Raw genomic sequence first — 21483 nt, 5'->3', positions numbered from 1 at the left:
TTTGACCCCCTGTTTTTCAAGGGCATTCGCCTGTTTCCCCTTATGGGCTTTCGGTTTAATCCCCTCCTGTTTTTCAGCGTCATAGCGGACATCGTTCACCCCTGCCTTTTCAAGGGCATCATTGACGCAAACGTAGTATTCACGCCGGAGTTTCATAATTTCGGTATCCTGCCCCGACTTTACCCCGTCAAATTTGCGGTAACGCTTGCCGAATCCCTCCGCGTGTACTTCCCGCATGGGAACCAGAAAATGAAAGTGGGGATTATCCCCGCCGTCACTTGCCTTTTCCTCATGAAAAGCCACCGCAACCGATAACCCCCGTTGATTGATTTTATGGGCGAAGGTTTGGGCTAATTCCCAGTTTTCCTCACGCGATAATTCACGCGGTCCGGCGACCTGAAAATCCTTGGCGAGTAAAGCCGAATTCCGCCGGTTATGCCCGTCTTCCGCTTTCTCAATTGCATTGCCAAACTGTGACCAGTTATTACTATGCATCCACTCCGGCGCGTTTTCAGGTGCGAATATCTGAGCCTCTATGACTCCTTTGCGGTTGCTGTAATGGTGGGTTTTATCCAGCTTCTCATCATGCAGATCCTGCCCTGAGCGGTAGGCGCAGGCGGCAACCGCATTATCTGGTCTGCTTTTATTTCTACTGATAATTGCAGTACCAAAATGTAAGGTTTTAGTGACCATCTTACCCCTATAAGGAAGATAAACTATAAAAACTATGCGCTTAAAGCTATAGTTTTTATAGGCTTAAAAGCTATAGTTTTTATGCGCTTATAATGCTGTAAGTCAGTGAAAATATTTAATAAGTAATTCGGTTGATTCTCGTATTTAAATGATAGGATGCATTCAATCTTATTTGATGTTTGTGGCTAGGAACTTATGGCTTTATTAAACAGCATAAAGAGTTGGATAAGTCCACAGGAAACGATACAAGATTCAACCGATACGTGCATCAATCCTGAAGAAGCTCCGCACGTATGGGAGAGCAGTACGCAGCTACTGGATTTAACCGGATGCGGTGACTGGCTGACACTGGGGGACTGTTTTACGGGGATTGCGGTATTCGGGGCTGCCGGCAGTGGCAAGACCAGTTCGCTTGCCACCATTGCCCAATTGCTGATGATCCTGGATTGCGGCTTTGTCTGGCTATGTGCGAAGCCTGACGAAGTACGCACTGCCCGCAAGATTGCCGCCGCTGCGGGACGCGAACAGGACGTTATCGTTATCGGGGAGGATGTGGACGGCGTAATCACCCGTCACCGTTTTAACCCGCTCCAGTATGAAGCAGGCAGACCAGGGCAAGGCACAAGCTCCGTTACCACCTACTTAAGTGAGTGCGCGAAAGTCCTCTCCCGCAAAGAGGGCGAACGGAGCGGCGGCGAGGGCGATCGCTTCTGGAATGACCAGTTTGAGCGGCTGCTGCGCTACTGCATAGACACCGCTAAATATTCCGGTCGCACGCTCTCCATTGACCTTCTGCGGGAGATTCAACTTTCTGCCCCCCTTGGCAACCATCATCTGGCGGATGAAGCCTGGCTTGGCAGCAGTACCTGCTGGCAGTGCCTGAAAGAGGCGGAAGAAGGCGTGAACCAGGGCGAAATCCCTAACACCGATTTCCTGCGGGTGCTGAATTTCTGGATCAAGGACTATGCCACCCTGGACGTAAAGCCCCGAAGTTCCATTGATGTGATGTTTGCGGTGCTGGTGGACGCATTCACCGCCGAGGAACCTATCCGCTATATCTTGTCGGGCAATTCCACTGTCACGCCGGATGATGTGATAGACAGAGGCAAAATTGTCATTCTGTCTCTGGCAACTAACATCTATCACGGTGCGGGACGCATGGCACAGTTCTGCTTCAAGTACAGTTTTCAACGCGCCATGCTTGCCCGCAGAAAACCCCTGGACGGCTTGCTTATGCGCCCCACCGTGTTATGGGTGGACGAAGCCCATAGCTTTGCCCACCCGTTTGACAGTCAGTATTTCCGTGAGGTCAGGAGTAACCGGGGCATTAACGTCGATCTGGAGCAGGGTATCGGCGGCTATATGCAGGCGATGAACTTCCATAGCCCCGACCAGGTGGACGATTTCTTGCAGAACCTCGCTACCAAATTCTTTTTCCAGAACAACAGCCCCGAAACCAACCGCTTTGCAGCGGAGGCTATCGGCAAAGTGCTGATAAGCAAGGGGACAGACTCCTTCAGCTACAGCACAGGCGGGATGAGTATCTCCGACAGCACCACCCAGGAAGAACGCCACCAGATTATCAGCGGTCAGTTTGGATTGCTAAGGCGCGGCGGCAGCAAACATAACTGCATTGTATCCGGCTTCGTACTCAGACCTGAAATTTACCACTCTACAGGAACAAACGTAGCATTATGTCAATTTCAGCAGACGGATCTAACGCAGTAACCGAAACCCAAGGCGATGGCGGCAATGGTAATAATGGCAAAAGAATCTATGCCATGAACTCGCTGCCCGAACGCCCGCTTAACCTTTACGATGATCCGGCAAAGGTGTTTATCGGTGGTGTGATATACAAATTCATCATTTTCCTTGCCACCGTGCAGAGCAGCAGCGTCCTGGTTTTACTGCGCCACCGCATCGGCAAGCGGGTCATGCGCGGTTGGATATTCCAGCTTCTATTTATCCTCCTGGTCACAGCCGGAGGCGGAATATTTAACCTGTTCCTCTTTTTTGGCAATCCAGGGGCGGATATGCCGATGCTGCTGTTTGCGATCGCAATGGCAGGCTTCGCGTTCTATCATTATCACGTTGCCAGGGAATTGACGGAAACAGGCATCCCTGAACGGCTACAATTGCACACCAGGGCGCGGGGCGACAGCCACGCAATGCCCCTACTCCAGCACTTGCCCAGCCTTCGCCTTCCGATGTGGCATTTTTACACGCGCCGTTTCCGCCTGGTACAGGTACTGCCGTTAGACGAACCCGCAGTACAGCGCGTTATAGAGCCGCTTTTACTGTTGACACTAGGGGGTATATTCAGCTTCCAGGGCAGCAAGTTAGGATTCTGGCTGATGTTCTCTGCCCTAAGCCTGGTAATCGTAGAGACGGATTACCAGAATAACGCGATGGAAGCCCTGGACGACCAGTACGATGCGCGGCTGGAATCCAGAACCATGCGAATCATCCAGGAAAGCCTAAGCCAAAACGCTAAAATGCCTGCCAAGATGAACGGCATCGTTACCTCTGGAATCGCGCGTGTGTCCGAATCGCTTTTACATCTGCAACAAGACCGTTTGAATAACGCCAGGCAACAATAAAAAAATCCTTTTGTGACAGAATGACTGATAAATACCAGCTACTTTGTTACAAAATCCTTAAAAAAGGTGAGAAGCGCCGGAAATTCATTTTACCTTCCGGTGCTACTTTCATTCAGCGCACTATAGTATTTTTATGCTTATCCTGAATGCACTATGATTTTAGATAATAACTTGCTATTCGCCCAGAAAACGTATGGACAGGTGTTAGCGGTAAGACGTGAACAGTGTGGAATCAATCAAGAACAATTCGCGCGTCAGAATTATATGGCAGTAGAGACGCTGCAAGCATTTGAGGCAGGAGAAAGTTTGCCTTCTTACGAAGACAAGATTATATTCTCTGACGCTTTAAAGTCTCCCATTTTGCGCTTAACTCCGCCCTGTATAGATATAAACAGCGAACTTATTACGCATCGCTTTAATGTGCAAAGTATATCGTCTAAATACTTTGTTGACCAAAGAGACAATACACTCAAAGAGCGTGTCTCCTATTATAAATCCGGTTACGAATATGGAATTCAACACGAGAATCTGGATGACAAAAGTCATTACGACCATTGCCTTCACCAGCTTATTATAAGTTTTTATCCAAATGATAATGAAAGAGAACTAGTTTCCTCCAAACAACTTCAACATATCAGATACTTCAGGGAATGGGCTATTCACCTCGGTATTCCTGAATTCAGAGTGCGCCCGGATAACATTGGCAATCATAAGGAGCTGTTTACCGCGTGTGTGTCAGGCACGCCAGAGGATATAGAGGATATTCTAGAAACGCATTCAAAAGGCTCTCTGGAGGACATCAGTACAATTTCAAGGTATTTCAAAGCGGATTCAACTGGCATTAATGATTTAGCGGGAACATCCTTGGAAAGGCAATACCTCAAGCGTGTTCCCCTGCAAATTGATACCGAAGCCGTCAGCCGGATGTTGCTTAAAATAAGCGGCAGTGCGCTGAAGATATTTGTTGCACTCGGCAGCCGGCTAGGTTCAGATAGCAATATCGTGGAAATCCCCACTGCCGAATTGGAGACAATAACCAACCTTAGCAAGCAGACTGTCAGGCAAGGGCTTAACGAACTGGTATCCCTTCAGCTTATCACCCGCATCGGCTCGAATGTCAACCGCAAATACCTGCTTAATGAAATGTACCTGAAACGTGGTAAATAGAGGAAAGAGTCGCATGGGCGATACACATTACAGGCTATTGCATTTGTAATGTTGTAAGGGTTGCGTATCGTGATCAACCGCTTTTTTATGCGGCGCGTTAAACCATTGACCTCGCGCCTGCCATCACTTAGCAATCATGGGAAGCATCAGCGTGGGCGGTTCAAATTCGCGCCTGTCATTTACTCTCTTTTACTTCATGCAGGGTGAGAAGTAAAATACGATTTTATTGCCTATAGTTTTTAGAGTCAAAACACCATAAAATCTATTCTTTATTCAGTTTTTTAAATTAATTATATTCCTTTAAATAGGTGTAGTTAATCATTAGTATTGCACCATTCATGCAGTTTACAGGTAATATGAAATCAGGAGAGAGTTGGTTGCAGATACGTGCATGAAAACCTTTGATATTGCCTTGCTGGAAGAATTGACCACCAAGCAGGATTTAGCGTTGGCGCTTGATATTTCCATTCGTTCCATTCATTCTTACGACACAATTGCCAAACGGAATTTACCTGAATATCTGGAGGATTACCCGACCGTTAGAAATAAGCCGATTACCCGTCATCCGCTCACACGGTTTCAATGCTGGATATTAGGTAAAATTGCTTGGCATCTGCGCTTATTTTCAGTGGGAGAATTAACTTACTTCCTTGCTGAAAACTACGAATTCGCTGTGAAGTTTAGTAAAGAAGAGTTTAAAAACTTAAATAAAGCACAAGTTACTTTATACTCTCACCAAAATTATGAATCATAAAGAATATGCTAAGTCGCGCAAACTGACGCTCAAACAGTTTAATGATTTATCTAAGCTGGTATTAGGTGCAGTTGCGAATGGCAGCTTGGATGATGAGCAAATCGCTAAACTGGACGCTGCGATCGCAGCAGCAGCCGAGCAGGTTAACGCTCTGCCAGAGGGTAATAGTCCAGCCGAAGCGATCGCAGGCGAATTACCCCAAGAAACTAGCCAAGAAGCCAATGCTCTCGCCACCTCTGGTAATAATGGACTAGGAACCAGCAATAACACTCAAGTAATAGAGATTTTGGGCGAGGATTTACTTCGTCGTAATATGGCAATCTTTATGACCCACCATATCAGGAGCTTGCAGCGCATTGCTGAGACGCATAAGGCTATTTTGAATAAGTTTGAACAGGAAGTTTACAACGAAACTGCCAAAACTTTCGCTCGTATGACGCACAAGATGGAGGATAGTTTTACCGATATAAATCGTCTGACGAATCAGGGGAGCGAAGAAGACCAAAAACTTTATGAAGATTATTTATTATTAGTTGATGAATTCTTATCGCCCCCAAATCCATAATTGATTATGAAGATTGGTATTAAATGCTAATACATATCAAAAATATCAACGAATTAGTCTTTTATGCTGGTATTTCTTGCTTAATTGCCTTTGCAACTAGATTTTATCCCATATTCTTTTTACCAGTTTTACTGTTACGCATCTGCCTGCTACTTTATTGTATTTATCTAGCATTTTCAGTTAAATACCGCAATCACATTGCAGGCATTATAGCAATTGCTATGGTGATTGGCTGGATAGGTGGATACTGGGATTTAATTGAACTTTACTTACGTTTTAATTCTGCCGAATTTGTTAAAAATCTGATGCTAATGTCAGTATTACCAATAATCTTATTTACTCTCTATCTGAAATCCAATCACAATTAAACATGATAAGCCCTAATATTGCAAAATATAGCGCAGTTTTTATTGCTTTATCGGTTTTATCACTGGGAATGTTATTTACTAGCTTCGCTTTCCCCCTACAAAACTTAGAAGTCTGGAAAAAACGGGAGTTTAACAAACTCAAACAACCAAATAATATGGTATTTATCATCACTGATGCTGATGCCGAACTAGAGGCAAATCCTCAGCTAAACAAGAGCAAAGCAGTTAAAATTTATCAAATAACTCAAGATTATAAATATCAGAAATTTGCGCTTTTAGCCATGAGCTTAATCTTTAGTAGCATTGCAGTGTTGCTTGCTGATAAAGCGATAGAATTTCAAAAGATGGAAACTCATAAAGCCAAACTTGACTTGGTGATAAAAAAAGTAGAAGCAAGAATGGGGGAAAGATTATATCTATTTAACAAGATTAAACAGCAATGGCGTTTATTAAGCCAAGCTCAGAAAAATCGCTTTATCCAAGAGCTTATGTTAATTATTGAGTTTATAGAAAAAGATAAAAAGGGTATCAAAGATAAGATAACCGAAATAACTCCCCCTGAAACTAGAACTATTGACGTGAAGGGTGATAAATTTATTGAAGCCAGCTATTTGCTAGATAATGGTAACGATATTGATACAGCAGTTTGTAAAACGTGGAAAGTGGCATTAGGTACTAAAGAACATAGCGAGATTAAGCAAAAGTTTGTAGAATGGTTAAAAGATTAGCAGGTAGTAGGGGTAGATGTAGCGAAGCTGTCACCAGGGGCAAGATAGGCTGAAAGTCTTGCTGTGATAAAGTTTCAGCCTACGAAGTTTTTAAAGCCTTATACGCTGATATTTTTAGATACATTTACCTCGACTTAATCAGCAACCTTTCATTCAGATCACTGAAATTGCTTTTTTAATACAAGTGTACTACTAGGTAGTGATCGTCTTGTACCAGTTGCGTAAGTCCTGCTAGAGATGAGGGGGGTCGCTTGGCTGAAAAATCGTTAAGTATCTTCCCCGCTCCTGATAATGCTTTCTAGCTCATCCAGTAGCTTCAAGGCTTTATCGTAGATGCGAGGTGCTTTCTGGGTCTGAACAACGAGCGGGACACCCATCAGCCCGCCCGTGCTTCTCGTATTTACTATTTATCTTTGTTAGCTAGTTCAATTAAAGTGCTGTAGCAAGGTTCTTTAATTGTTTTTTGTATCTATCCACAGAAGGGTTTACTGACAATCGCTGTCCGTCCACCAAATGCTTTTCACCTGCTACGAGGTTTGAGAGAGGTATTCTTTGCTTCCCGCTTATACGCCCGCTAGAGTGAAAATCTTCCAATAAATAAAAGCATTCGGTCACATCCTCCTCTGAGAATAATGCTTTGTATTCCTGTGCTATATCCAATGCCTTTTGTACGAAAAATTTAGTTGAACTATCTGGCGTATTTTTCTTTTGTCTACTCCACCCACAATGTGTCATAACAATAGCGTGAACTTTAGGAGCATCTGTGAGTCCTGCCTGAATATTGAATTTATGGAAATCCATGCTCTTATCTACTAGCATTCGCAGGGTAAGCCTCAGAGCATCAATGGAATGCTGGTCTACTCGTACAGGGATAATAATTGCCTCTGCTGCACACCACGAAAGATGTGTTGCACCACCAAAAAATGGGCTTGTATCCACAATAACTTTTTCAGGTTCTGCAATTTTAGAAGCATCCTCAATGATTTTTTTTAAAGATAATAAGACTTTTGCACTTGCTTCTTTTTGGTATCCAATGCCAAGCTGGGCATATTGTGCTAATTGACTATAAAGCAGTGAAGGAAAAAGAAATAGTTCTGTTGAACCTGGTATCATATAAGTCGGGTTTCGTCCTCTGAATGCTTGGCAATAAGGCTTTACTACGTTTACAATCTCTTTTAAATCGAAAATACTTGTATTAGTTATTTGGCTAATTAAAGCATCATATAAAGTTTTCTCGAAATCCAATAATTGATCTCCGAAAAAATTCTGTGAAAGATTACGTTGTGAACAAGTATCTAACAAAAGGATGCTAGTTGTGTTTGCGATTTCATACGCAAGATTAAAAGAAATAGTGCTTTTCCCAATCCCACCTCTAAAATTACTAACAGCATATACCTTAAATTTTTCACTGCGATCTCGAACAGCTTCTCCCTCCATGATGGCTTCAGAGCGACTTATTATCTTATTAATATTGGTCATATATTATCCTTAGATTTAATTTATCGATACTATGGAAAATTTCTTTCTGTCCATCAATCTACTTGATAGACAATATGTCTGTCAAGTAGATTGATGGAATATTTGTCCTTTAAGATAGTTTGTGGACAAATTATCTATGAACTAAGCATTGCACCGAGATCGCTGTAAAAACCTGCAAGATACCTCGGAAAGCCTTAATTTTCCGTTGTAAATAACGGTTTTTTGACTTGAATGTAGCAATCTTTCAAATCCATACAGTGTAAAATCATTCTGAAACCTTGTCGCCTGAAAGCCAATCTTAGCAATACTTTCAGCCTATCTTACCCCCTAGTGACAGCTTCGCTACATTTACCCCTAGTAGCAGGTAAGCCGATTTTGCTTGGTGCATGATAGCGATTGATTGTCCCTAACTATATATCCATACATTTTTTTGTTAGGCTCACGTTTCGGCATAATTTTGTCCTTTTTCTATTAGTCCCTATTTTAAAAATAGGGACTAATAGATTTTTTATTCGGATAATTTATTTAAATTACCAGTGATTCTCACAAACGACCGTTTTTGAGAATGTTTGCATGAGGGTCAATGACTCACGCAACTATGGGGCATTCACATTCTCAAAAACCATTCTTGAAATACTATTCTTAATAGTGTAATGTGGTGATGAGTTATGAGAAACACGGGGGGTTATGCTGATTGGCTATGCAAGAGTTTCCACTGCGGATCAAAACCTGGCGCTGCAATATGATGCACTTAAGGCAGCAGGGTGTGAGCGCATCTTTGAGGATAAAATAAGCGGCAGCCGCGCCGAGCGGGTTGGACTTAACCAGGCGATGGATATGCTCAGGAAAGGTGATACCCTCGTGGTCTGGAAGCTGGATCGGTTAGGGCGCAGTGTGGGCAAGCTGGTTGAGACAGTAGAGAAGCTGGAGAAGCAGGGCATAGATTTTAAGAGCCTCACGGATAGCATAGACACCAGCACCCCCTCCGGCAGGTTCTTTTTTCATGTCATGGCATCCCTGGCGCAGATGGAGCGCGAATTAATCGCAGAGCGCACAAAAGCAGGTCTGGACGCTGCCCGCCTGCTTGGACGGAAAGGGGGGCGAAAGCGCAAAATGAGCGAGAGCAAGCTGGAATCCGCCAAAAAACTCCTTGCAAGCGGCATACCGCCCAAAGAGGTTGCCAAAAATCTTGGCATCTCTGTCCCGACCCTCTACCGCTGGATACCCGCCGCAGGAGCATTAGAACTATGAATGACATTACCCTTTATAAAACCGACCCCGCAAAGAATGTATTCCGCTTCTACCGCCTGGACATACAGGCTGACCTGTTTGGCAATCCATGCCTGATACGCCAGTGGGGGCGCATTGGCACAGCAGGGCAAATAAAAACCATTCCTTTCTCCACCCTGGATGCAGTAGAATGTGAATTAGCCAAATATAAACGCCTGAAAAGTAATAGAGGCTATCACCCTTAACCCTGGCCAGCAAAGGGGACTATTTTATCCTGCTCGCTTTTTGGTTCTACCACGCTTGCCAGTGGGTTGCCCGGCTTTTTCTGCAAGTATACGCTCCAGCAATAGTGATGCTTGCTCATCGTCAGGATTTTGCGGTACTAACTCCCCCCTGAAGGTTTTGGAGAGAGTGGCTTGCTCTAACCTATCGCACAGCCCGCTTGCTTTTTGATACTCCTGCCCTATTAAATCAATTGCTTTGAACAGCTTTTTAACTTTCTGAATGATCTCTTTTTGTTCCTGTATTCCAGGAATATGAAGATTAAGAGATTGTAATTCTTGGCTATTAATATTGTTCACACCACTTGTTGATTTAGCAAGTAATTCTATCTTAGCACGAATTCCAGGCTCTATCAGGTGATAATAGAGACATTCAGGCAATATGATTTCGCAGTTAGGTCGTAGCCTAATTAGATATCCTGCATAAAGAAAACCTTCTTCCTTATCTGATACAATTGCAGCCTTTCCTACAAGGTCAAGACTACCATTAGACCGAATTATTAAAATATCTCCCAATTGAAGTTGAAGTCCTTCTGTCTCTTTAGAGTCAAATTCAGCATATTTAATATCATTGTGGACTATGTAACCATCACCAATATTTGGAATGCGAAGAACAGGAGTAAGAGCAGGTAAGTAATCACATTTTTTTGATGTGCCATATCGAATATTGTGAATTACGGAGCCAAGGGAAATCCTTTTCCAAGGTTCTCCCTTTGAATTAGACTCCCGCCAATCCGCTGTTAGATCGCCCCGGAAAGCGGCTGCCAGCACCGCCTGTTTATAGCGTTCGATGAGCTTGGGAATGCGCTCTAATTCCTCACGGGCGCGGCGGCTGTGGGTAAACAGGCTGTTCAACTTGGCAACAATGCGGCGTTGTTCGTTGAGGGGAGGAAGTGGTATTAATACCCTACGCATTGATTCCTGAGTTAGTTTTAATCTTGTAGAACCTCCCACATAAGGCATCCAATCAAGTGAATTAAGAATATAGCATAAGAACCTTATTGGAATTTCACCACAAGGAGAAAGAATATGAGCATGATTATTGACCCAAAATCGCCCAGAGACTTCATAAGCTACGCCTTTAGATGGGTCGTCAAAATAACCCCCATCTTCGGCTAAAAGAATGTAATGACCATCAAAAATAAAATCATCAATCAAATCTACTTGCCCATTAGCCCCGTAGTATGGATATTTACCCTGACGTTCAGCACGCTGATTCTGATTCAAAGGAATACGCTGACTGTCGTGAAGATTGACAATATCCAGAAGAGAATTAGAAACCCACCCTTTCGGTAATTGACTCACGCGGCAATCTCCTCTGGCGGCTCATCGTCTTCCAGTTCCTCGCTATAGGCTTCAATCTCTTCCAGGGCTGCCCGCAAATGTCCCGCAATAGCGGCGGCAATCTCCTCTGGCTCGCTAAGTTCGTCTTCTGGGTCGTTGCTGGTATCCCTTAGCCACGCAATATCCAGATTATCATTACGGGCGGCAATCTGTTCACGGGTGAAAGGGCGGAATCGCCCCTCCTCGCCCTGATCGGTGCGCGGTGCCTTGGCAAACGGATCATCACCGAAAGCGGTTTCAAATGCTGCAAAATCCGCCACGGTTAACAGCCGGGTCTTGCCAAAGCTGTTCATATTCGCCCGCAGGTCATACACCCACACTGCTTTGGTATTACCGCGATCGCTCTTGCCTCGCGTGAGAAACAACACATTGGTTTTTACGCCCTGAGCATAAAAAATCCCTGTCGGCAAGCGCAGGATGGTATGCAAATCGCACAGTTCCATAAGCTGCTGCCTGAGCTTGCGCCCGGTATTATCCTCAAACAGCACATTATCCGGCAGCACTACCGCCGCCCGTCCCCCTGGTTTCAGGGCGCGGTAAATATGCTCTACAAACGCAAGTTGCTTGTTAGAAGTTTCCGCAGTAGTGGAAAAGTCTGATCGTGTCGGTCGTCCGCCGCCTTTTTTTGTCCCAAAAGGGGGATTTGTGAGGATTACGTCGGCTTTCCCCAGGCTTTCGCCATCGGGTGACAGGCTATCACCACATATCACGCTGCTTTCAATGCCGTGCAACATCAAATTCATCAGGCAAAGACGGTGCGTGTCTGGCACCAGTTCCAGCCCCCGGTAAGCCGCATTACGCTGGAAATGCGCCTGATCCTTAGTGAGCGTGTAGAGATCATCGGTGTGGTGTTTGACATACTGATCCGATGCCACCAGAAACCCGCCTGTGCCTGTTGCGGGGTCTTGGATCACTTCGCCCGCTTGCGGCTTCACCAGCCGGACAATGCAATCAATCAAGGGACGCGGCGTAAAATACTGCCCTGCTCCTGATTTCTTCTCGGCAGCGTTCTTCTCCAGCAAGCCTTCGTAGAGATTGCCTAACCCTTCTTCTCTCGCGGAAAACCAGTCCAGCCGATCAATCGCATCGGTCAACGCTTTCAGGTTAGTGGGTTTTCTTAGCTTGGTTTGGGCATCCGTAAAGATAGCCAGCACCACGGGGTCTGCGACCTTCTTCTGATTGCCCAGATCAAGCAGAAGCTGGCGGTAAAACTCCAACTGCTCCAGCCCCTCGCGGCTGTCCAGTTCGCTCCAGCGGTACTGGGCGGGTAAACGACTTTCACGCCCAGTCTCCGCCAGCATCTTGAGAAACAGCAAATAGGTCAGCTCGGTGACATATTCGTTATAGGTGATACCATCATCGCGCAGGATATGGCATAAATTCCACAGTTTTGCGACTATATCACGGGTTACGCTACTGGTACTCATCAAGCTGCCTTTCGCCACAATTCCTCGTTTATATCTCCTAGAATTACTTCCAGTTGTCCATCAAAAATACGGTTAAGGCGATTAAAACCCCCGTCCGCCTGGAAAGGTTCCTGGTCAAGGGCATCGCGGTCAACAATAACCTCACGGGCTAGCTGTTCACCAATCCGCTGCAACCATTTGCGCTGTGGGTCTGTCCATGCTCGCTTTGCCATAATCCGCCTCATGGCATCCCTCACCCGCTCATTATAGGGGATAAGCGGATCGCCCAGGGCTGCCTGACGGACGAAGCCGATAATAGAGGCGGCAATATCCTCATTTTTGGCATCCTGCCACGCCTTCCGCAAATTGGTTTCTGAATAGCCTATCTTATCAAGTTCCAGGCGCAATTCACGAAGCTGGGCGCGGGTTAGTTCACGCGGCCGCTGCAATACCACCGTCAAGGCTGCTATTTTATTGATATTATCCCGAATATAGGCAGTAAAACTTTCCAGAAAATCATCAGGTTTTTGTCCAGACCCATAACCACGGGTTACAGCAACCACTGCATCGGGATGATGAGAGATTGGCAGGAAAGTCCCATTGCCACCTTCAGGACTCCAGTCCAGAATCCGCCCGATACCAGGACGATCCCTTACCCAGCCTGCCGCTTCTGGCAGAGGTGAAGTCCTGAACCGCTCCAGCGTGTTTTCCGGCGTTTCACCGCTATGCGCCTCATAACTTTGCCTGGACTGGTCAGCCAGCCGACGCAATTTCCGGCGCAGCTTAACCAGTATTTGATCACGGATCTGGGCGCGATGCTCATCCCCGGTAACTTGGGCAAACTCATCAAACAACTGCTCAAGGGTGATGGTCGGGTTTACCACAACTGGCTTCATCTGCGTCAATGCCTGCAAATTGGCATACAGATCAACCGCATCAAAAATACGGAATGTCTCCTTGCCAATCCCGTCGCATTGACGGGTTGCCCGCCCCAGCATCTGTTCATATAGAATCCGGCTATTCACCCGCCGCAAGAACACCAGATTGGTAATACTGGGAATATCAATGCCCGTGGTAAGCAGGTCAACCGTTACCGCAATCGTGGGCATAGCATCGTTGCGGTAGGAGCGAATAAGGTCTCCCACCCGATCCACACTGCCCGTAATCTTGCGGACGGCAGCATCTTCAATTTCACCGTAATAATCCGCCATTGCCTTCTTCACCTGGTCAACCACGATATCGGCATGGGCATCACTCACCGCAAATATCAGGGTCTTGCCAGGAAGGTTCGGATCAATATGTCTGGCTAATTCCTTTGCTACTACTGCATTGAAATGAACCGTCACCACCTTCTTGTTAAACGCATCCACATCAAAATGCAGATCATCCGGGGCGTTGGTCAGGTCAATTACGCCCGTGGTTGTGTCAATTACTTCCATCTGCTCGCCAGATGCAAAGTCAATACCGCCCTGGCTTAGGACGGTCTTAATCTGCACAGGTGGCTCATGGTCAATCAGAAACCCATCTATGACCGCCTCACGATACGAGTAGGTAAACACGGGTTTGCCGAAGATTTCCACCGTATGCAGGGCAGGCGTGGCCGTCAGTCCGATCTTGACCGCATCAAAATACTCCAGCACCCTGCGGTATTTGGAAACATAATCATCCTGACTGCGGAAACTTAGTTCGGCATCGGACATTTCCCTATCCAACAGATAGCCCCGGTGGCATTCATCAATCAACAACAAATCATATTGATCAATGGGTGGAATGGTTCCTGGTTCACTGGCATAGAGAACCCGCTTCACCAGCCCCTGAATGGTACAGATATGCACCTTGGTTTCTGACTCTGGGATTATATCTTCCAACCCTTGCAACCCAAAAATATCACCAAATGCTTTGGTGGTTACAACCTTGGTGGTGCGAAACTCACCCTCTGCCTGGCTGCCCAAGGCACTGCGATCCACCACAAAACAAACACGGCGGAACCGTTTTGCGGTGAGTAAACGGTAAAGCAGGGCAATAGCCAGCTTGGTTTTACCTGTCCCTGTCGCCATTGCTACCAGCATAGCACGGCTATCCTGCTCCAGGGCGTTTTCAACTTTTTCAATCGCCCGTTGCTGGTAAGGGCGCAAGGGAAAGCCAAACTGATAAGGCTGGGTTTTTAGGGCAACATGGGCAGCCTCTTTATCCATTCCTAGCTGTGCTTCCAGTCCGTCGGGCGTTGGCCAGCCCATAAGGACACGGCGGAGGTTAGTGGGTTTACGCACATCACGGAACCATATCCCACTTTCCGTCTCAATCTGTTTAAGATAGGGTCGTCCATTCGTTGAAAACACGAACGGCACATGGAATTCACCCCATGCGCCGCCACCAATGGCATTAAATCCATTACCCGGCTGAAATCCCCTGGCATATCGCTCGGACTGATCTATGGCAGCAGAAACATTCTTCCGCCTGCGCTTGGCTTCAATGAAACCAATACAGCTTGTTCCTATAAACAGGGCATAATCCGCAATACCATCCGCAGTCGGCCATTCGGCAATAGCCATATTCTTACTTTTGGCTGGTCTTATGCCCTTGCTATAGCGCAGATTCTGGGTATCCGCCAGCCAGCCTGCATCCCGCAATTGCTGGTCAACAATTGCTCGTGTTTCAGCCTCATCCAGGTCAATAATTGAAGCTGCCTGATCCGCCAGGGAAATAATAGCCGCAGTCTGCTGCGGTGACTGCTCGGAGGCTGCCTGAAGCGCTGCCAACTGGACTTGAAGGGCTGATCTTGCCTGTTCAGATTCTTCGGCAAGCTGTTCCCAAAGCAAGCGTTCTTCGGCTTCCTTACGTGCTTTTTCCTCGGCACTTAGCACAGCCCTGGCGTGTTCTTCGGCTGCCAGTCTTGCCCGCTCTGCCTCGCTGCGTGTCTCTTCAAGCGCAGTTTGCAGCCGTTGAAGTTCATCTGCCAAATCCGCTGTAACATCAACCGGATTAGGCGGCGGCACAAAAGCACCTGCCCTGAAGCTGGTATCCCCGCTGAAGGTGCGATGAAACCAGATAGCCAGTTGCCTGGCCATCTTTAAGATTGTCAGAGCTTCCGTATGGTTGCCAATATATTGATGGGTTGCCCTGTTTCCTACTACCCTGATCTGATGGAATAAATCAGCAACTTCCCGTGATATGACCTGTTCAACCTTTAACCGACGCAATAAATCTGCTTGGGATTCATCGGTGGATTTAAACAGTCCTGTTTTAGCAGCGGTTAATTGCGCCAGTAGTTCAGCGAACTGCCGCAGCTTAATCAGGCAGGTACTGGGATCATCCCTGAAATAGCGTTCAGCCAAAGCCCCAAGACGCACTAGCTCTACGCCATGCGATCGCAAAAACTGGAAATTGGCTGATTCTGTTGTCATACCCTGTGCAAATCATTCCGATAAAGATTTTATCTGCCAGCCTTACTCATAATGCAACATAAGAGCGACTGATAAGCTGTTATAACCTAATTAATGCAAAAAAAGCTACATTAACTACTCTTATAGGACTCGCTCAGGTGGGTAAAAGGTCACGAAAGGGTCAAATATTACGTAGGCATTTCATTTTTATATTTCTCTGAAATACTTAAGACCGCTATTTGCACCTACCAAAATCTGGGTACGGATTAACTCTTAATTGGATGCCTAAGCCAGGAAGTCACCCCATAAAACCGATTGGATGGAACCAACAAACTTACAAACTCTGTAAATTACAATATTCGGTACTCTGTTACATCCAGTCTTATGAATGCCCCCGTGTTTCTTATCTAAAGAATAAGAAACACGGGGCGAAACCTTTGAACTGTCATAAATAATTCAAAATAAATTTAAGTAAATTTTCTCAAAAATTCACTATAGCTCTTTGCTGTAGCTGCTTTCTAGTGTGTTGCTGAAAAAGTACTTTGCGTCATATCTGATACAAAGTGAGGGCAAACCTGAAGAAGGCTACGGAAATTCTGTAGTTTTGGAGTTTCTTACTGATGACGAATACCCAACGCATAGCGGAACTTAACGACCAGTACCGTAAAACGCTTGGCGTACCAGGTGTACCATTCGTTTTTACAAGCGGTATTTCTGCCCTGCCAGTTGAGGATCGCGCCGCGATTCTTGAAAAGGTGAAAACCTTTAATGATTTCAATGAAGGTAATGATTCTTACGGGGAACATGACTTTGGTTCATTTGAACATGAAGGAAATGTTATCAACTGGAAGATTGATTACTACAATCCGCAGATGAATGCACACAGCGAAGACCCGTCCGACCCGTCCAAAACGGTAAGAACGCTTGTCGTTATGCTGGCAGATGAGTATTAAGTAAGTCTACAGGCGGTCAACTGAGCCTCCTTCCCGTAGCAGAGTGTTACTTGTAACACAGAGGCTAACGGTTCGCAAAAGCAGGATTAAATACCCTGCTTTTGCGGACAAAGAATATTACTTTTTGGAATCCCGTTTATGTTTTCAGTAACAAAAATCCCTTGCTCAACCAATTAATCTATAATGATACTAATTACAAACTCTGTAAGTCTGTAATTAACAATATTACTTACTCTGTAAAATTGGTACTTGCAACCTTCGTAACTTACAGAGTATGATAGCAATGAAATAACAACATTACGATCGGGTTACACAGGTTATGCGCGTCATTGCAGTAGTCAATGGGAAGGGAGGCTCCGCCAAGACGACGACAAGCGTCAACCTGGCCGCCATCCTTTCAGAAAAATGGAAGGTTCTGCTAGTGGATGCAGACCCACAAGGTTCGGCTACCTGGTGGGCGGAGCAAGGAGAGCCGCCCTTTGAATTGACCAAGGAAACAGATCCGGCAGAACTGAAGAAGCTGCGAAAAGTAGAGGGATTTGACGTGGTGATTGTAGACACGCCTCCGGCACTGCATTTTGATGCGCTGGAAACCACCATCCGCGCTGCCGATTTTGTGGTACTGCCTTCACCGCCTGCACCAATGGATCTCCAAGCACTCATTGAAACGGTAAAGTCAAGCGTTCGCCCCGCGAATGTTCCGTTTCGTGTCCTTCTCACACGGGTTGATCCGCGCAGCCTGGGCAAAGCACTTGACGCACAGCAGGCACTGATGCAGGCGGGAATCCCTGCTTTTAATGGGTTTGTACGGGCTTATGCAGTCCATGAACAGGCTGCCCTGGATGGTGTTACCGTTCTACAAATGCGCGGCAAAGCCGCCCGCGAAGCACAAGGCGATTACCAGCGTATTGCTGATGAATTAATGAGGGAGGTTAATATCAATGAGTAAGCCCCGGCGTAAACTATCCGACCTGGTGCAAGAAGAAACCAGCAAGCCAAAAGAGCAGGTAGAAAATACAGAGTTACAAACTACCGAACTCACAGACTTACAGACATCTGTAGTAACAGACTCTGTAGTTACGAATTATACAGACTCACAAAGTTATGAAGAGCAGCGCACATCTTCAAAGCAGGAGAATATACAGCTTCAGGAATCAACAGAAGAAACAGAGTTACAGAGTCTGGAAGTTACAAAGTATTTAACGCTTGAACGCAAGGAAGCGCGGTTACGTCAAAATCAGATTGATGCGCTTACTGATCTCACCCGCAGCCTCAACAGAAAGCGGTCAAAAAAGGGAGAACGGCTGACTGATAACACATTGATACGGGTGGCAGTAGACTTACTCCTGAGCAAAGCAAGCCAGATCCACGGAGACACAGAGGAGGAATTAAGAAAATCTGTAGGTCTGTAACTTACAGAGTAGCGAAGTAGTATTTTACTTATTTCCAAAGTGCGCCCGTTTGGTCACATCTGATGATCAACTGCCTCAACATTCCCACGTAATCTTGCCATTCTGCCCACTTTACTGCGATCGCGTTCAAGCTGCACCTGACGGAACTCCTCAGCAGATTTTGTCCGCCAAGCTACTGCGACTTCATAAATAGGTGCGCGACTATGTTTCCTTCTTAATTCAATATCAACCGTCATATCGGATAAGCCATTTACTTCAAGTAGAGCGGGTTCTATCACTTTTTTTATAAAATCCACGGTACGGTCATAGGCATCAGGAGGCACGCAAAGCAATTCACGAAATCTAGGCAATGACATAACCTCTACACAATTTTGAAGATTAGAACGCAAACAAATTAATTCATATAAGGCTATTGCATACTTGCTAGTCATTGCGTATGAAATCTCGCATTTTATTCGCCCCCACCGATTTGAATTCACTAATATCTCACGCAATCTTCTGGGAATTCCGAATTGAACGGTCGCATCACTAGACTCTTCCGTATCTGTATCCGTAAATTCCAGCAAATGTGTTTCCATAACACGCGTTTTATGAGTGGTAGCCGAAATATAAGTAACCTTCACCTCTGTACGTCGCAAACGTCTAAGGCTATCGCGGACTCTATCATTACTTCCATGCTTTGAAAGTGGCCGTCTTAATTCATTTAAGGAGATTTCCCACTCGGCATCATGTGCATTCAACCGACTACTATCATGAGCCAATCGCAAAAGATGGTTAAAGATTGCCCTGTCAGAGGCTTCTAAAGCATGTGCGCCTGTAATTTCAATGAGTTCCGCAGCTTTCGGGAAACCATCAAAATTTGATTTTTGCTGTAATGTAAAACTTGCCATCTGCCATATATGACACGACTAGTAGCCTGGTCAAGTCGTTTTATTCCAAAAGATAAAATTTAGAAACCATATAAAAAGCTTTGTGGATAAACACGTTTTATAACCGCCCGTTTGGTCGTGATAAGCCGCCCGTTTGGTCACATCTAAGTCGCCCGTTTAGTCGTCGTAAACCGCCCGTTTGGTCGTTATAAGGCATAATAACAGACTGTATATTAAAGGTAAAAAAAGCCTGAAATTGAACTTATATAAGAAATTGAATTTTACGCTGTGGATAAAAATAACCTGTGGATAAATTTCAAAACTTATAGCTATGTATTTAAAAACTGCGTTCGCTACGCCCTTGCTAATGCAAGGGCTTCGTTCACATAGACTTTTTACTTAAAATTAAAACAGAGTGCCGCATAAGCGGCACATAGTGCTTTTATTGGGGGTCTCATTGCCGACCCCCAAACCCCCGCTAGGATGTTTACAAAAGGTAATTTTAAGAATAGGAATAACGAGCGGTACAGGCTGGGAAGCCGATGATCGTAAAGGTAAGAGGGTAGTCTCTATTAGAGAGACTACCCTATCATTTATTTAGTACAAAATAGCAACCGTCTCTATTTATCCATTAGAAGCCCATACAGCACTAAATTTTTTTAATACCCCCCTGGTAACAAAAATCTAGCAACACGCTTATAAAGCGAAATTTACCCGGCTGGTGTTGATATTAATATGCCGCTTTATTTGTCGTAAAATAATCTAGAACTCTATCGGCTTGCCGTTAAAATGTTCGTAGATTCTATGCGGGTTAAACCAGTCAGGAATCGTTCCTTCATGCTCCAGCAACTCATTACCTGCATCATCAAATAATCCCCGTACCACCTTCACCCTGGCTAACGGGGTTTTGCCATTCGCCGAAAATTTCTGTATCAGGATGGTTCCCGATTCCCGCTGCTCTTTGGTTCCTTCGGGATAACTGCTATTGGTATCATTATGCGTTACCCCAATCACACAGGATTGCGCTTTCCTGGTATCCTTCAAATGCCGCCTGTAAAACTTCTCTGACGGCTCGCCCACTTCATATTTTAGAGCCGTGTATTCATCCACAATTATCTGTTCGGGAGCAATATCCGCCTTTTCTTCTAATTCATTCTTTCCCTCAATCCTGAGCTTCCAGTTAGCAATTATCGCATCAAAAATATCGCCCATTGCATCAATATCCGACGTGACGGTTTGCGCGTCCAGATACTTCCAAATCTGCCAGTTTACTCCCCTGGCATGTTCATCGATGAGATAACGCACCGCCATACCCAGGCAGTATTTACGCACGAGGGCGAAGCTACACGCTGTCCATGTCTTGGAACTGCCCTGCCGCCCGATAAACCAAAGCGGGGTCTGGTTATCTATAATCCTCCAGAGCCAGCCTCCCTCATGCGATTGAAGCGCATCCACCAGGGCATGGATCAACTGTTTATCCGTAACCTCTACTCCCCGCGTTTCTTGTGCATTGGGGTGCTTGAGCTTGCCCGTTTCCTTCTCTGCCTTCACTCTATCCAGATGGTTCTGCGCGATCGCTTTTTGCGCCTCCGACTGCTGAAGGTTAAGGTGTAAAAGGTGCGTTTTGAATTCTTCCTCTGCAAAAAGCGCCTGTTTGACCTGGCGGTTCTGGATTGCTTCACGGCTGATTAAACCCGCTACCTCCTCCTTAATGTCCCAGGTCTGGTTATCCATCTCCCTGTTATACTGCCGGCTCCTGTTGCCGTTATTGGCAGCGAGGATCACCTCATTTTCTATCTGCTTGATGCGGCTAAAAACACTTTTGGAAAAAGCGTGATAATGCTTGTTCTGGAAGCTGTATCCCGCCCCGGCCAGCAGGATGGAAAGGAGATAAAAAGCGACATCCTGCCTTTTTTCTGCGTTCACCACGGTTTTTGTCACCAGGGCTGAGGGACTGACCGATAAATCAATAGCAGATTGTTTTTCCTCCCAGTAACTTTTCAGCATTACATGACCCTGGCGGCAATAGGTCTGATAGAGATAACTTTGCGCTTTATCCTGCGGCATAAAATCCCTGTCCTTTACGTTCCGACCCTGCCGCTTCATCGCTGCAAGGGCTTCCGGCGTGTTGGAGGTTTCAGGGCAGAAACGGACATTGACCATATCAAACGGCTGGGGTTTGAACTTCGGATAAGCCCCCACTATCAGACCGCTACCCATCAGCAGTAAAGGCAGAAGTTTCATGGAGGCA

At 45.7% G+C, this 21483-nt stretch carries 19 protein-coding genes; 12 read left to right on the top strand and 7 right to left on the bottom strand.

What is annotated here, in order from left to right; all coding sequences use genetic code 11:
- Positions 1-693 (bottom strand): MobA/MobL family protein (locus CDG79_RS22505; protein ID WP_189525089.1); only part of this gene is annotated, 693 nt, incomplete at its 3' end.
- 195 nt (positions 694-888) lie between these two features.
- Between CDG79_RS22505 and CDG79_RS22500 the strand changes: the two genes are divergently transcribed.
- From CDG79_RS22500 to CDG79_RS22470, 7 genes are all read left to right on the top strand, one after another.
- On the top strand, positions 889-2421 hold the full coding sequence (locus CDG79_RS22500) for a type IV secretory system conjugative DNA transfer family protein (protein WP_094344116.1): 1533 nt from the start codon (positions 889-891) through the stop codon (positions 2419-2421).
- Positions 2388-3293 (top strand): hypothetical protein, encoded by a 906-nt coding sequence (locus CDG79_RS22495; protein ID WP_094344115.1) that lies wholly within the window; start codon positions 2388-2390, stop codon positions 3291-3293. Before CDG79_RS22500 ends, CDG79_RS22495 begins: the two co-directional genes overlap by 34 nt.
- A 153-nt stretch (positions 3294-3446) precedes the next feature.
- Complete coding sequence (locus CDG79_RS22490) at positions 3447-4460, top strand: helix-turn-helix domain-containing protein (protein ID WP_094344114.1); 1014 nt, start codon at positions 3447-3449, stop codon at positions 4458-4460.
- Positions 4461-4851: 391 nt separating this feature from the next.
- Positions 4852-5214, top strand: a complete 363-nt coding sequence (locus CDG79_RS22485) for a hypothetical protein (protein WP_094344113.1) — start codon at positions 4852-4854, stop codon at positions 5212-5214.
- Positions 5204-5779: a hypothetical protein gene (locus CDG79_RS22480; RefSeq protein WP_094344112.1), complete on the top strand. Its 576-nt coding sequence runs from the start codon at positions 5204-5206 to the stop codon at positions 5777-5779. Before CDG79_RS22485 ends, CDG79_RS22480 begins: the two co-directional genes overlap by 11 nt.
- Before the next feature lie 23 nt (positions 5780-5802).
- Positions 5803-6147, top strand: coding sequence for a hypothetical protein (locus tag CDG79_RS22475; protein WP_094344111.1), 345 nt, complete (start codon positions 5803-5805; stop codon positions 6145-6147).
- A 2-nt stretch (positions 6148-6149) separates the two neighbouring features.
- Positions 6150-6875 (top strand): hypothetical protein, encoded by a 726-nt coding sequence (locus CDG79_RS22470; protein ID WP_094344110.1) that lies wholly within the window; start codon positions 6150-6152, stop codon positions 6873-6875.
- A gap of 429 nt (positions 6876-7304) precedes the next feature.
- Here CDG79_RS22470 and CDG79_RS22465 read toward each other — a convergent pair whose 3' ends face one another.
- Positions 7305-8354 carry a ParA family protein gene (locus CDG79_RS22465; protein ID WP_094344109.1) on the bottom strand — a complete coding sequence of 350 codons (1050 nt, stop codon included), beginning with the start codon at positions 8352-8354 and terminating at the stop codon, positions 7305-7307.
- 687 nt (positions 8355-9041) lie between these two features.
- Here CDG79_RS22465 and CDG79_RS22460 point away from each other — a divergent pair.
- Together CDG79_RS22460 and CDG79_RS22455 are read left to right on the top strand one after the other, a co-directional pair.
- Positions 9042-9605, top strand: coding sequence for a recombinase family protein (locus CDG79_RS22460; protein WP_094344108.1), 564 nt, complete (start codon positions 9042-9044; stop codon positions 9603-9605).
- On the top strand, positions 9602-9829 hold the full coding sequence (locus tag CDG79_RS22455) for a WGR domain-containing protein (protein ID WP_094344107.1): 228 nt from the start codon (positions 9602-9604) through the stop codon (positions 9827-9829). Before CDG79_RS22460 ends, CDG79_RS22455 begins: the two co-directional genes overlap by 4 nt.
- A 24-nt stretch (positions 9830-9853) precedes the next feature.
- Here CDG79_RS22455 and CDG79_RS22450 read toward each other — a convergent pair whose 3' ends face one another.
- From CDG79_RS22450 to hsdR, 3 genes are read right to left on the bottom strand one after another with little or no spacing between them, the layout of a single operon-like run.
- Positions 9854-11170 carry a restriction endonuclease subunit S gene (locus tag CDG79_RS22450; RefSeq protein WP_094344106.1) on the bottom strand — a complete coding sequence of 439 codons (1317 nt, stop codon included), beginning with the start codon at positions 11168-11170 and terminating at the stop codon, positions 9854-9856.
- A complete protein-coding gene (locus CDG79_RS22445) occupies positions 11167-12654 on the bottom strand; it encodes a class I SAM-dependent DNA methyltransferase (protein ID WP_223278262.1) in 1488 nt (495 codons plus the stop codon). Before CDG79_RS22445 ends, CDG79_RS22450 begins: the two co-directional genes overlap by 4 nt.
- On the bottom strand, positions 12636-16019 hold the full coding sequence (hsdR, locus tag CDG79_RS22440; protein ID WP_094344104.1) for a type I restriction-modification system endonuclease: 3384 nt from the start codon (positions 16017-16019) through the stop codon (positions 12636-12638). The genes CDG79_RS22445 and hsdR overlap by 19 nt, the downstream gene beginning before the upstream one ends.
- Positions 16020-16618: 599 nt before the next feature.
- Here hsdR and CDG79_RS22435 point away from each other — a divergent pair.
- From CDG79_RS22435 to CDG79_RS43930, 3 genes are all read left to right on the top strand, one after another.
- A complete protein-coding gene (locus CDG79_RS22435) occupies positions 16619-16951 on the top strand; it encodes a DUF3768 domain-containing protein (RefSeq protein WP_094344103.1) in 333 nt (110 codons plus the stop codon).
- 319 nt (positions 16952-17270) lie between these two features.
- Entirely contained in the window at positions 17271-17900 is a 630-nt protein-coding gene (locus CDG79_RS22430) for a ParA family protein (protein ID WP_094344102.1), read from the top strand.
- Positions 17893-18363, top strand: a complete 471-nt coding sequence (locus tag CDG79_RS43930; protein ID WP_223278261.1) for a hypothetical protein — start codon at positions 17893-17895, stop codon at positions 18361-18363. The genes CDG79_RS22430 and CDG79_RS43930 overlap by 8 nt, the downstream gene beginning before the upstream one ends.
- Before the next feature lie 53 nt (positions 18364-18416).
- On the opposite strand, the gene CDG79_RS22420 is transcribed toward CDG79_RS43930, so the two are convergent.
- Together CDG79_RS22420 and CDG79_RS22415 are read right to left on the bottom strand one after the other, a co-directional pair.
- Positions 18417-19253, bottom strand: coding sequence for a replication initiation protein (locus CDG79_RS22420; protein WP_094344101.1), 837 nt, complete (start codon positions 19251-19253; stop codon positions 18417-18419).
- Between the two features lie 741 nt (positions 19254-19994).
- Entirely contained in the window at positions 19995-21476 is a 1482-nt protein-coding gene (locus tag CDG79_RS22415) for a hypothetical protein (RefSeq protein ID WP_094344100.1), read from the bottom strand.
- Positions 21477-21483: the final 7 nt, after the last annotated feature.

Origin of the sequence: Nostoc sp. 'Peltigera membranacea cyanobiont' 232, from assembly GCF_002245985.1 — a bacterium.
Classification (GTDB): Bacteria; Cyanobacteriota; Cyanobacteriia; order Cyanobacteriales; family Nostocaceae; genus Nostoc.
The sequence above is the reverse complement of the archived record's forward strand: the minus strand, read 5'-3'. Positions and strand labels throughout refer to the sequence as shown.

Excerpts from the sequence above, each read along its gene's own strand:
- hsdR (WP_094344104.1), bottom strand. The coding sequence starts at position 16,019 with ATGACAACAGAATCAGCCAATTTCCAGTTTTTGCGATCGCATGGCGTA.
- CDG79_RS22455 (WP_094344107.1), top strand. The coding sequence starts at position 9,602 with ATGAATGACATTACCCTTTATAAAACCGACCCCGCAAAGAATGTATTC.
- CDG79_RS22420 (WP_094344101.1), bottom strand. The coding sequence starts at position 19,253 with ATGGCAAGTTTTACATTACAGCAAAAATCAAATTTTGATGGTTTCCCG.
- CDG79_RS22460 (WP_094344108.1), top strand. The coding sequence starts at position 9,042 with ATGCTGATTGGCTATGCAAGAGTTTCCACTGCGGATCAAAACCTGGCG.
- CDG79_RS22415 (WP_094344100.1), bottom strand. The coding sequence starts at position 21,476 with ATGAAACTTCTGCCTTTACTGCTGATGGGTAGCGGTCTGATAGTGGGG.
- CDG79_RS22430 (WP_094344102.1), top strand. The coding sequence starts at position 17,271 with ATGCGCGTCATTGCAGTAGTCAATGGGAAGGGAGGCTCCGCCAAGACG.
- CDG79_RS22495 (WP_094344115.1), top strand. The coding sequence starts at position 2,388 with ATGTCAATTTCAGCAGACGGATCTAACGCAGTAACCGAAACCCAAGGC.
- CDG79_RS22480 (WP_094344112.1), top strand. The coding sequence starts at position 5,204 with ATGAATCATAAAGAATATGCTAAGTCGCGCAAACTGACGCTCAAACAG.
- CDG79_RS22465 (WP_094344109.1), bottom strand. The coding sequence starts at position 8,354 with ATGACCAATATTAATAAGATAATAAGTCGCTCTGAAGCCATCATGGAG.
- CDG79_RS22470 (WP_094344110.1), top strand. The coding sequence starts at position 6,150 with ATGATAAGCCCTAATATTGCAAAATATAGCGCAGTTTTTATTGCTTTA.
- CDG79_RS22490 (WP_094344114.1), top strand. The coding sequence starts at position 3,447 with ATGATTTTAGATAATAACTTGCTATTCGCCCAGAAAACGTATGGACAG.
- CDG79_RS22475 (WP_094344111.1), top strand. The coding sequence starts at position 5,803 with ATGCTAATACATATCAAAAATATCAACGAATTAGTCTTTTATGCTGGT.
- CDG79_RS43930 (WP_223278261.1), top strand. The coding sequence starts at position 17,893 with ATGAGTAAGCCCCGGCGTAAACTATCCGACCTGGTGCAAGAAGAAACC.
- CDG79_RS22500 (WP_094344116.1), top strand. The coding sequence starts at position 889 with ATGGCTTTATTAAACAGCATAAAGAGTTGGATAAGTCCACAGGAAACG.
- CDG79_RS22435 (WP_094344103.1), top strand. The coding sequence starts at position 16,619 with ATGACGAATACCCAACGCATAGCGGAACTTAACGACCAGTACCGTAAA.
- CDG79_RS22485 (WP_094344113.1), top strand. The coding sequence starts at position 4,852 with ATGAAAACCTTTGATATTGCCTTGCTGGAAGAATTGACCACCAAGCAG.